This window comes from Actinoplanes sp. TBRC 11911 (genome assembly GCF_012933445.1).
GTDB lineage: Bacteria > Actinomycetota > Actinomycetes > Mycobacteriales > Micromonosporaceae > Actinoplanes.
Genome location: NZ_JABBNC010000012.1, coordinates 217,445 through 227,657, shown reverse-complemented (window position 1 = coordinate 227,657; position 10,213 = coordinate 217,445). Strand labels below are relative to the sequence as shown.

The window sequence follows — 10,213 nt, the reverse complement described above, 5'->3', positions numbered from 1 at the left end:
AGTAGGAAAGTCCAACCGACCAACCGTGAGCGAGCCACGGGCGGAGAGAAAACCGGCTGGGTGGCAGGACGGCCGGAACACGGCGGACGGCCTGGAGCAGGCAGGGAGCCGGACCCGCTGGGCGGGGACCGGACGCTGCCTCGTACGGGATGGGTCAGGGGAGGACCTGCCAGATCGTGGTGGGCCTGGTTGGGACGCTTTCCAGGGTGATTTCTACCGGGACCTCGTACGTCGTCTGGCGGATCATGCGGTCGGTGGGGAGGTAGGCGCGGCCCGGGTCGCCGACCAGGACCAGCGCGCCCCGGCCCGCTGCCCGGCGCAGGAACGGCAGGACCCGGGCCGCCATCTCGCGGCTGTAGAAGACGTCGCCCGCCAAAACTACCGGCTCGGGCGGGTCGGCTGACAGCATGTCGGCCTCGATGGTGCGTACGCGGACGTTGTTCAGCTCGGCGTTCACCGTTGCTGCCGCCAGTGACAGAGGGTCTATGTCGTTTGCGGTTACCGGGTGTGCGCCCGCCTTTGCCGCCGCCACCGCTACCAGGCCCGAGCCGGTCGCCAGGTCCAGGGCCGGGCGGTCCGCGACCAGCGTCGGGTTGTCCAGGATGTGGCGGGCCAGGGCCTGGCCTCCCGCCCAGGCGAACGCCCAGAACGGGGGCGGCTGTTGGGTCGCGCTTTCGGACTCCGTTTTCTCCCAGAGGGCAATTGGCTCTTCGGCCTGATAAAGCCTGATTTCAGGGACGAAGGGTACCGGGCGCGGGATCGTGTGGGTGCGGATGAACTCCAGGAGCACCTCCTGATTGTGCCGGTTTCGCTCAGTTGGGCCACGGACGGGCCGATGTGAGGGCGACGCGACCGGGAAGGGGAGCACGCATGCCGGCTCGGGTGGCCTCCGCCCTCTTTCTTGGGTGGATGGCACTGCTGGCGGCCACGTTCGTGCTGGAACCGGGCGCCCGGACCGAATTGCGGCTGCTCGCCGGCGGCTCCGCGGCACTGGCGGTGGTCGTGGCGATGCGCCGCCACCGGCCCTCGGACCGGGTGTCCTGGCGGATGCTGGTGGCCGCGGTCGGGCTGTCCGCGCTGGGCGGGACCGCCTACGCGGCGCCGGGGAGCTATCCGGAACTGCTGCGCCCGCTGGGGACCGTGTTGCTGGTGGCGGCCTACCCGGCGCTCGCGGCGGTGCTGCTGGTGTTCATCCGGCGGCACACGGCCAAGGACCGGGCGGCCCAGTTCGACGCGCTCACGCTGACCTCCGGGGTCGCCCTGCTCGTCTGGAGTTTCCTGCTCGGGCCGCATCTGTATGACGGGTCGCTGCGGGTGATTCTCTTTCCGCTTGGTGACTTACTGTGTTTGGGGGTGCTCACGCGGCTGCTGCTGAGCACCGGACGGACGGTTACGGCGGGTAACCTGCTGGGGTTCGGGCTCGTCCTCATGCTCATCGCCGACCTTGGCTATGAAATTTCGGCATTCGCCGGAAATGTCGAGATTGTCGCCGACCTGGGCCGCTTCGCCCTCTACACCGCCGCCGGCCTTGCCGCGATCCACCCGTCGATGGTCGAGCTCACCCGCCCCGGCCCCCCACCCAGCGACGAGCTCACCCCGGCCAGACTCGCCCTCCTCGGCGTGGCCAGCATGGTCGCCCCGGCCGTACTCCTCACCCGGATGTTCATCGACGGCGAACTCCCCGATCTGACGGTGGTCGCCCTCCTCAGCGCCCTCACGTTCCTGCTGGTCCTGGGCCGAATGGCGGGCATCATGGCGAGCCACCGCCTGGCCCTGGCCCGCGAGCGCGCCCTCCGCCAGGCCTCAGCCGAACTGGTCTCCGCCGCCGACACCGACGCGGTCAACGCCGCCGTGCGCACCGCCGTCACGCACCTGCTGCCGGAGGACACCCCGCACGGCGTCGTTCTGGCCGTCACCATCGCGCAGGACGGGCCGCTTGGCCCGGAGGCCGCCCAGCAGGCGATCCAGGACCGGCGCTCGGGCACGACGGCGCGCCTGGTAGCCACCCGGGAGGTGGACTGGGCCGTCTCGGTACGCCTCAACCAGTTCCCCACGACGCTGCGCTGCCCGCTGGTGCTGACCGACCGCCCGACCGGCGACCCGCTCGTCGGCGTCCTGCACGTGGCCGCCCCCTCGGACGCGCTGCCCGGCCTGCGGCGCTCGGTCGAGGCGCTGGCCGGGCAGGTGGCGCTCGCGCTGGAACGGATCGGCCTGAGCCAAGAGGTGATCCGGCGCAACAGCGAGAACTACTTCCGGACGCTGATCCAGAACACCGCCGACGTCATCCTCATCGTCGACGACGAGCACGGCATCCGGTACGCCAGCCCGTCCGCCACCGCGACCTTCGGCCAGGACCCGACCGGGATGCGGCTGGCGCAGCTCATCGAGTCGGCCGGGAACGACGACGTCCGCGCGCTGCGAACCGGGGTGCTGCTGGAGACCGACAGCCGCGACCTGCGCCACGACCCGACCGTCGCCGGCACCGTCATCACGTTGCGCGACGTCACCGAACGGCGCCGTCTCGAGCGCGAGCTCACCCACCAGGCCTTCCACGACGCGATGACCGGGCTGCCGAACCGGGTGCTGTTCCACGACCGGCTGCGGCACGCGCTGGCCCGCGCCGCCCGGGACGGCTCGATCGTCGGTGTGCTCTTCATCGACCTGGACGACTTCAAGATCGTCAACGACACGTACGGGCACGCGGCCGGCGATCAGCTGCTCATCTCGGTGGCGCACCGGCTCGCGGGCGCGCTGCGTGCCGACGACACCGCGGCCCGGCTCGGCGGCGACGAGTTCGCGGCGCTGGTGGAGAACGTCCACGACGCGGGGGCGGTGGAGGAGACCGCGCAGCGCATTCTGCGGGAGTTCGCGCCACCGATCGTCACCGAGGACGGCACCACGCTGCGTGCCGTGGCGAGCATCGGCATCACCACCACACCCGAGGCCGGCTCGGCGGACGAGCTGCTGCGCCAAGCCGACCTCGCCCTGTACGTGGCCAAGGGCGCCGGGAAGAACCAGTGGCGCCGCTACGAGAAGCGCCTGCACGACGCCATGGTGGAACGGCTCGAGCTGCGGTCGGCTCTGGACCACGCCGTACACGAGGGACAGTTTTTGCTCTTTTATCAGCCGATCGTGGACCTGGCGACCGACGAGACGGCCGGGTTCGAGGCGTTGGTGCGCTGGCATCACCCGGTGCGCGGGGTGGTCGCGCCGGACGAGTTCCTCGAAGTGGCCGAGGAGAGCGGGCTGATCGTGCCGATGGGACGGTGGGTGATCGAGCAGGCACTACACACCGTGGCCCAGTGGCGCCGCATTATGCCACGGGAACGAGAGATTTACGTCAGCGTGAACGTCTCCCCACGACAGTTCCGCGACCCGGGCTTCGCAGATCAAATTCTTCAATTGCTTTCGTACGCCGGTGTGCCGCCCCAAGCCCTGATGCTGGAACTGGCCGAAAACGTGCTGGCAGACGACAATTCGCCCGTGTGGCCCGACCTGTCCGTCCTGCGTGCACAGGGTGTCCGGGTGGCGATCGACGACCTCGGGACGGGATATTCATCACTCGGTTATCTCGGTCACCGGCCGATCGATGTGGTGAAGATCGATAAAGCGTTCATCGACGACATGGTGGACGATCCACGGCAGACTGAATCGATCGCCGGCATTCTCCAACTTGCGAAGTCACTGGACCTCGTGGTGATTGCGGAGGGTATCGAGACCGAGCGGCATCGCGAGTTGCTGGCCCGGATGGACTGTCCACTGGGTCAGGGATACCTGTTTTCGAGCCCGGTGGACGGCACCGAGGCGCTGGGCACGATGAGCGGAACTCATCCATTGGTTGCATAGTGACTGCCGAGCAATGGCAACCAGTTCTAGGAGAGCACTGTGTCCATGAAAATCACTCGGAGTCGCGGCCTAGCCGTGGGTGTCGTCGCGGCGGCCGCGGTTGCGGCCTTCGCGAGCGCCGGAGTCGGTTACGCGGCCACGACCAACGACGCGGCGGCCAAGCCGGCCCCGACACCCACCTCGACCGCGAAGCCGGCCATCCAGACCAGCACGCCGCGCTCCGAGAAGGACTTCACCAACATCGATATCATTCGCCAGCAGATCAAGAACTACTACGGCGACCCGCTGAGCACCGGGACGTTCTCGGACACCAGCAACTACGCCAAGGAGGCGAAGTCGGTCGCGGCCGACGGCACGCGCTACCTGGCGACCGCCCACCCCAAGGGCAAGGCGACCAAGGCGATCGTCCTCGACGTCGACGACACCGTGCTGACGAACTACATCTACGAGATCCAGAGCAACTTCGCGTTCAACCCGACGACGAACGCGGCGGCCGTGACCGGCCAGGTGTTCCCGGCGACGCCCGGCATGGTGAGCATGGCCAAGGCCGCCGAGCGCGAGGGCTACGCGATCTTCTACCTGACCGGGCGTCCGGCCACCCAGCAGGCGGACACGCTCGGCAACCTGACCGCCGACGGCAAGGGCGTCGACGCCGGCTTCCCGAAGCCGACGACCGCCAAGGGCGGCGAGGACGGCCTCTTCACCAAGCCAGCCCAGGCCGACTACCCGGCGTACCTGAAGCAGGCGTGCGCCGACGACCCGAACGGCGCGTGCACGACCATCGACTACAAGACGGCCGTGCGGAAGCACATCGAGTCGCTCGGCTACGACATCGTGGCCAACTTCGGCGACCAGTACAGCGACCTGAAGGGCGGCTTCGCCGACAAGACCTTCAAGCTGCCGAACCCGACCTACTTCCTGCCCTGAGCTCGTGCGCTGGTCGGCGCTCGTCCCGCTGCGGGTGGGCGCCGGCCGCCGTTTAGGGGTGTGGGGGCGTTGCGGGTTCCCGCGCGGCCTTTGATGCGAGCCGCGGCCGCCTGGGGAACGCCAAAACGGCGCCGCCTGGATGGCGACGCCGCATATTTCGCACTTACTGATCCATCTATCGCTTGCTGTGGTACGCCTCCACGATGTGGCTCGGGATACGCCCGCGCTCGGAGACCTCGTAACCGTTCTTGTTCGCCCACTCGCGAATAGCCTGATTCTGGTCGCGGCTCGCGCGGCCGGTGCTCGCGGGAGCGCTGCGACGGACCGAGCCGACCGTGGTGCGGCCGACGCGGGTCGCCGCGTTCAGGAACGGGTCGAGCGCCTTGCGCAACTTGCCGGCGTTCTTCTCCGAGAGGTCGATCGTGTAGTTCACACCGTCGAGTCCGAACTCGACGGTACGGTCGGCCTCTCCGCCGTCGAGGTCGTCGGTCAGAAGGGTTATTACCTGCTTGGCCATGGTGTGCCCGCTCCTACAGCGATGTCATTCAAGGGACGACGACAATGTCGATACTGTTGCATTCTGTCTCCCTTTCCTGGCCAGCGCAAATTGCCCCTTCCTCGTGTCGCAATTCTGTTGCAGTTCGGCAAGGGTTCGCGGGCGCCTCGGCCGGCCCCCGGCAACCGACACTTTTCATGCTCGTGAATGTGCTGTAGCGTGACTTGGGAGCGCTCCCACCCACCCGTCCCCGCGGGTATCCCCCTCCCTGAGGAGTCGCAATGAGACGTCTAATCAGCGCGGTCGCAGCCCTGTTCACGGTGCTCACGGCATTGGTAGTGGCCGTGCCGGCACAAGCCGACACCCAGATTTGCGAGCAATACGGCACCACCACGATCGGCGGACGCTACGTGGTGATGAACAACCGCTGGGGCACCTCCGCCCAGCAGTGCATCAACGTCACCGGCACCGGCTTTTCCATCACCAGCCAGCAGGGCACCGGCAACACCAGCGGCGCCCCGGTGAGTTACCCGGCCGTCTATCTCGGATGCCACTACGCGAACTGCTCGCCCGGCACCAATCTGCCGATCCGGGTCAGCGACATCGCCAGCGCCACGAGCAGCATCGGCTACAGCTTCGTGTCCGGCGCGACCTACGACGCCGCGTACGACATCTGGCTGGACCCGGCGCCTCGGACCGACGGGGTCAACCAGCAGGAAATCATGATCTGGTTCAACCGGCAGGGCTCGATCCAGCCGATCGGCTCGGTCGTCGGCAACGCCACCATCGGCGGCCGGACCTGGGAGGTCTGGCGCGGCGGCAACGGCACCAACGCGGTCGTCTCGTACGTGGCGCCCAGCCCGATCGCGAGCTGGAGCTTCAGCGTGCTGGACTTCATCAACGACGTGAAGAACCGCGGCGCGATCACCAGTTCGTGGTATCTGACCAGCATCCAGGCCGGGTTCGAGCCGTGGATCGGCGGCACCGGCCTGGCGGTGACCAGCTTCGCCGCGGCGGTCAATGGGGGCGGCGGCACCACCACGCCCCCGCCGAGCCAGACGGTGGCCTGCCGGGTCACCTACGGGACCAACGTCTGGGGCGGCGGCTTCACCGCGAACGTCACGGTCGCCAACACCGGTACCGCGGCGATCAACGGCTGGGCGCTGGGCTTCACGCTGCCGTCCGGCCAGGCCATCACCAGCTCGTGGAACGCCACGCTGAGCGGCACCGGCGGCGCGGTGACCGCTCGCAACATCGCCTGGAACGGCAGCATCCCGGCCGGCGGCAGCACGTCGTTCGGTTTCCAGGGCACCTACGGCGGGAGCTTCGCCCGGCCGGCGGGCTTCACGCTCAACGGCTCCACCTGCGCCGCCGCCATCGCCGCCGCCATCGCCGTCGCCTGAGACCCGAGCCGCCCCGTCGCCGATGCTCCGGCGCCGGGGCGGTTCGTCCAGCCCGAAATGATTCAGAAACGCAACGCCGCCGCCGCGTGCATCGGAACGGCCGGATTGCGCGGCGCGACCGGTTCCATCCGGCGATATTCGGCCCCGATCGGCGGCCGCTCATCCGATTCGTCCTTGTTCGGCCACAACGCGACGGCCCGTTCCGCGAGCGCCGCGATGGTCAGCGCCGGGTTCACCCCGAGATTCGCCGGAACGGCCGACCCGTCGATCACATGCAATCCGGCGTACCCGAATACCCGGTGATACGCGTCGACGACACCGTTGCGTTCTGAATCACCGATGGTGGCTCCGCCGAGAATGTGCGCGGTCGCCGGAATGTTGAAGACGTCACCGATACTCCCGCCCGGGTATCCGCCGATCCGTTCCGCGATCCGGCGCACCACCTCATGGGCAACCGGAATCCACCGGGGGTTCGACTCGCCGTCTCCCGGGTTTGTCGTCAATCGGCCGCGTTTGGTCCGGCGGACCGTCAAGGAATTGTCGACGGTCTGCATCACCAGGGCAATGATGGTCCGTTCGCTCCACTTCCGGACGGAGAGCGACCGCAACAACACGTACGGATGACGAATTGCCTGTCCGAGGAATTTCACCGGCCGGGGCAGCCGCCCGCCGCCGTCCACCAGAAGCGTGGTGAGAAGGCCCATCGCGTTGCTGCCCGGACCGTATCGAACAGGCTCGATGTGGGTCCGGGCATCCGGGTGGAACGACGAGGTGATCGCCACGCCCCGCGAGTACGGCGGGTCGGGCACCGCGCTCGTCTGCGCACCGACCAGCGCCTCCGAGTTGGTCCTGGTCCAGAAGCCGAGGCGCGGCGACAACCGGGGGAGTACGCCGGTGTCGCGCATGTCGTGCAGCAGCCGCTGGGTGCCGAGCGCGCCCGCGGCCAGGATGACGTCGCGCGCGGTGAAGACGCCCTTGGTCGTCTCGATCAGCCAGCCGGAGGCGACCGGGCGCAACGCGGTCACCTCGGTCGAGGGGTGCACCGCGGCGCCGGCCCGCTCGGCCAGGTGGAGGTAGTTGAGGTCGAGACGGTTCTTCGCGCCGACCCGGCACCCGATCATGCAGTCGCCGCATTGGGTGCAACCGGTGCGCGCCGGCCCGGCACCGCCGAAGTACGGGTCGGGCACCGTCTCACCCGGCGGCCCGAAGAAGACTCCCACAGGCGTACGGCGGAAGGTGTCACCCACGCCCATGTCCTCGGCGACCTGCCGGACCACCACATCGGACGGTGTCATGGTCGGCTGCACCGTCACCCCGAGCATGCGCGAGGCCTGGTCGTAGTACGGTCCCAGCTCGGACTGCCAGTCGGTGATGCCCGACCAGCGCGGGTCGTCGAAGAAACTGGCGGGCGGGCGGTACAGGGTGTTGGCGTACACCAGGGAACCGCCACCCACCCCGGCCGCCGACAGCACGATGATGTCCTTGAGCAGCGTGATGCGCTGCATGCCGCGCAGGCCGACCTTGGGCGCCCAGAGGAAGTTGCGCAGGTCCCAGGAGGTTTTCGGCATCGTCTCCGGCGTGAAGCGCCGGCCGGCCTCGAGCACGCCGACCCGGTAGCCCTTCTCGGTGAGGCGCAGGGCGCTGACGCTGCCGCCGAAGCCGCTGCCCACGATCACGATGTCGTAGTCGGTCATGATCCTATTGACGCAGATCCAGAAGAACTTTGATGTGTGCTCCCGAGCACGCGTCGTCGAACGCGCCGGCGGCCTCGGCCAGCGGACGCAGCGAGGTGACCATCTCGTCGACCACCACCGATCCGTCGGTGAGCAGCCGCATCGCGTCGGCGAAGTCCTCCGGCAGATAGGTGGCGCTGCCCCGGATGCTGAGCTGGCTGTCCTGGATCATCGGCAGCGGCACGGTCACCGGCTCCGGCGGCACCCCCACCACGACCACCGTCCCGGCCTTGTTGGCCAGCGCCAGCGCCTGATCCATCGTGCTCTGCTCGGCCACGCAGTCGAACACCACGTCCGCGCTCTCGCCGAGCGCCTCGAGGAGAACGGCATCCTCCGCGTTCGCGTCGACCACCGCGTCCGGCCCGAACTTGAGCGCCCGGGCCCGATTCAGCTCCGAGCGCGCGGTCATCACAACCCGTTTCGCCCCGTACGCCCGAGCGGCCCGCAGCGTGAGCAGCCCGATCGTGCCCGCCCCGAGGATCGCCACCGTCTTGCCCGCCACCCCGCCGGCCAGCCGGATCGCGTGCACCGGCGTGGACAGCGGCTCGATGAACGCGGCCTGCGTCCAGTCCAGCTGATCCGGGATGCCGTGCAGCCGCCGCTGGTCGACGGTGAAGAACTCGGCCATCGCGCCCTGATCGTGCCCGCAGCCGAAGAAACCCAGCCGCTCGCACACGTTCTGCCGCCCGGCGAGGCACTGCTTGCACTCCCAGCACGGCAGGAACGGTTCCATGGTGACCCGGTCGCCGACCGCCACGTTGGTGACGCCGGCGCCGATCTCGGTGACCACGCCGGCGACCTCGTGACCGGGCGCGTAGGGCAGCGTGATGAACGGATGCCGCCCCTGTAAGGCGTGCGCGTCCGAGCCGCAGACACCGGCCACCACCGTGCGGACCTGCACCTCGCCGGCGCCGGGCCGGGGCACCTCCGCATCCCGGACCGCGACACCGTCCGCCGAGACGATCACCCGAAGCATGTTCACGGCAGGAAGCCTAGACGGCGCGCGGTGACCACGGTCTCGATGCGTCCGTGCGTGCCCAGCTTGCGCATCGCGCTGCGCAGGTAGCTCTTCACCGTCTCCGGCAGCAGGCCCAGCCGCCGGGCCGCCTCGGCGTTGCCGCAGCCGACCGCCACCATGGCCAGCACGTCCCGTTCGCGCGGCGACAGCGGGTTCGTGCCCGGCGTCTCGCCACCGGTCAGCCGGTCGGCGATCCGCTGCAGCCGCTCCCGCAGCACCGGGTCGGTGGTCTCGGCGGCGAGCGTGCGCAGGTCGGCGTGGGCCAGGCGCACCTCTTCCCATTCCCTTGCCTGCGTACGCCTGGACGCCGCGGCCGCCTCGATCTCGGCGACCCGCCACTCGACCTGACGCCGCACCGCGATCTCGTTGCCGACCGTCTGCGCCACGTGCCGCATGGCATCCACCGCCCGAACGCCCACGGCGAGCGGCTCGCGCGTGCCCGCGTAGAGGACGCCGAGCACGTTACTGTCCGCGGTCACCGGAACGGCGGCGATCGCCCGCAGGCCCTCGGCGCAGACCGGAGCGTCATACTCGTGGCTGATCCGCGGGTCGGCCGGGTAATCCTCGACCTTGTTCGGCATGGCGGTGGCCACGACGCTGCCGCCGAGCCCGTTGCCGGCGCTGACCACGAGCCCGTGCAGCGCGAGCGTGGCCGTCCCGGCGAAGTCGGTGAGCCGTAGGTGCCGGCCGTTGCCCCCGACCCGGCCCCCGAAGGCGACCGGCAGCCCGGTGATCCGGCGGACGCGCCCGAGCGCGACGGAGAGGTCCAACGATTCCGGCATGCTCACAG

8 protein-coding genes are annotated in these 10,213 nt (G+C 69.2%); 3 read left to right on the top strand and 5 right to left on the bottom strand.

Features of this window, described 5'->3' with window-relative positions; all coding sequences use genetic code 11:
• Positions 1 to 154: 154 nt before the first annotated feature.
• A complete protein-coding gene (locus tag HH310_RS19335) occupies positions 155 to 790 on the bottom strand; it encodes a methyltransferase (protein WP_169176957.1) in 636 nt (211 codons plus the stop codon).
• A gap of 119 nt (positions 791 to 909) precedes the next feature.
• On the opposite strand from HH310_RS19335, the gene HH310_RS19330 reads away from it, so the two are divergent.
• Together HH310_RS19330 and HH310_RS19325 are read left to right on the top strand one after the other, a co-directional pair.
• Positions 910 to 3,846: an EAL domain-containing protein gene (locus HH310_RS19330; RefSeq protein ID WP_248294143.1), complete on the top strand. Its 2,937-nt coding sequence runs from the start codon at positions 910 to 912 to the stop codon at positions 3,844 to 3,846.
• Positions 3,847 to 3,891: 45 nt separating this feature from the next.
• Positions 3,892 to 4,773 carry an HAD family acid phosphatase gene (locus HH310_RS19325; RefSeq protein ID WP_169176955.1) on the top strand — a complete coding sequence of 294 codons (882 nt, stop codon included), beginning with the start codon at positions 3,892 to 3,894 and terminating at the stop codon, positions 4,771 to 4,773.
• Between the two features lie 175 nt (positions 4,774 to 4,948).
• Here the strand turns inward: HH310_RS19325 and HH310_RS19320 are convergent, their stop codons facing one another.
• The gene (locus HH310_RS19320) at positions 4,949 to 5,290 is read right to left on the bottom strand and encodes an Lsr2 family protein (protein WP_169176954.1); all 342 of its coding nucleotides are present in this window, start codon (positions 5,288 to 5,290) and stop codon (positions 4,949 to 4,951) included.
• Positions 5,291 to 5,550: 260 nt separating this feature from the next.
• Between HH310_RS19320 and HH310_RS19315 the strand changes: the two genes are divergently transcribed.
• Positions 5,551 to 6,672 carry a GH12 family glycosyl hydrolase domain-containing protein gene (locus HH310_RS19315; RefSeq protein WP_169176953.1) on the top strand — a complete coding sequence of 374 codons (1,122 nt, stop codon included), beginning with the start codon at positions 5,551 to 5,553 and terminating at the stop codon, positions 6,670 to 6,672.
• Between the two features lie 62 nt (positions 6,673 to 6,734).
• Here HH310_RS19315 and HH310_RS19310 read toward each other — a convergent pair whose 3' ends face one another.
• The 3 genes from HH310_RS19310 to HH310_RS19300 are packed head-to-tail and all read right to left on the bottom strand — an operon-like array spanning position 6,735 to position 10,205.
• Positions 6,735 to 8,366 carry a GMC oxidoreductase gene (locus tag HH310_RS19310; RefSeq protein ID WP_169176952.1) on the bottom strand — a complete coding sequence of 544 codons (1,632 nt, stop codon included), beginning with the start codon at positions 8,364 to 8,366 and terminating at the stop codon, positions 6,735 to 6,737.
• 4 nt (positions 8,367 to 8,370) lie between these two features.
• On the bottom strand, positions 8,371 to 9,381 hold the full coding sequence (locus HH310_RS19305; RefSeq protein ID WP_169176990.1) for a zinc-binding dehydrogenase: 1,011 nt from the start codon (positions 9,379 to 9,381) through the stop codon (positions 8,371 to 8,373).
• A 2-nt stretch (positions 9,382 to 9,383) separates the two neighbouring features.
• Positions 9,384 to 10,205 (bottom strand): LuxR C-terminal-related transcriptional regulator, encoded by an 822-nt coding sequence (locus tag HH310_RS19300; RefSeq protein ID WP_169176951.1) that lies wholly within the window; start codon positions 10,203 to 10,205, stop codon positions 9,384 to 9,386.
• Positions 10,206 to 10,213: the final 8 nt, after the last annotated feature.

Excerpts from the sequence above, each read along its gene's own strand:
- HH310_RS19320 (WP_169176954.1), bottom strand. The coding sequence starts at position 5,290 with ATGGCCAAGCAGGTAATAACCCTTCTGACCGACGACCTCGACGGCGGA.
- HH310_RS19315 (WP_169176953.1), top strand. The coding sequence starts at position 5,551 with ATGAGACGTCTAATCAGCGCGGTCGCAGCCCTGTTCACGGTGCTCACG.
- HH310_RS19330 (WP_248294143.1), top strand. The coding sequence starts at position 910 with ATGGCACTGCTGGCGGCCACGTTCGTGCTGGAACCGGGCGCCCGGACC.
- HH310_RS19310 (WP_169176952.1), bottom strand. The coding sequence starts at position 8,366 with ATGACCGACTACGACATCGTGATCGTGGGCAGCGGCTTCGGCGGCAGC.
- HH310_RS19305 (WP_169176990.1), bottom strand. The coding sequence starts at position 9,381 with ATGCTTCGGGTGATCGTCTCGGCGGACGGTGTCGCGGTCCGGGATGCG.
- HH310_RS19325 (WP_169176955.1), top strand. The coding sequence starts at position 3,892 with ATGAAAATCACTCGGAGTCGCGGCCTAGCCGTGGGTGTCGTCGCGGCG.
- HH310_RS19300 (WP_169176951.1), bottom strand. The coding sequence starts at position 10,205 with ATGCCGGAATCGTTGGACCTCTCCGTCGCGCTCGGGCGCGTCCGCCGG.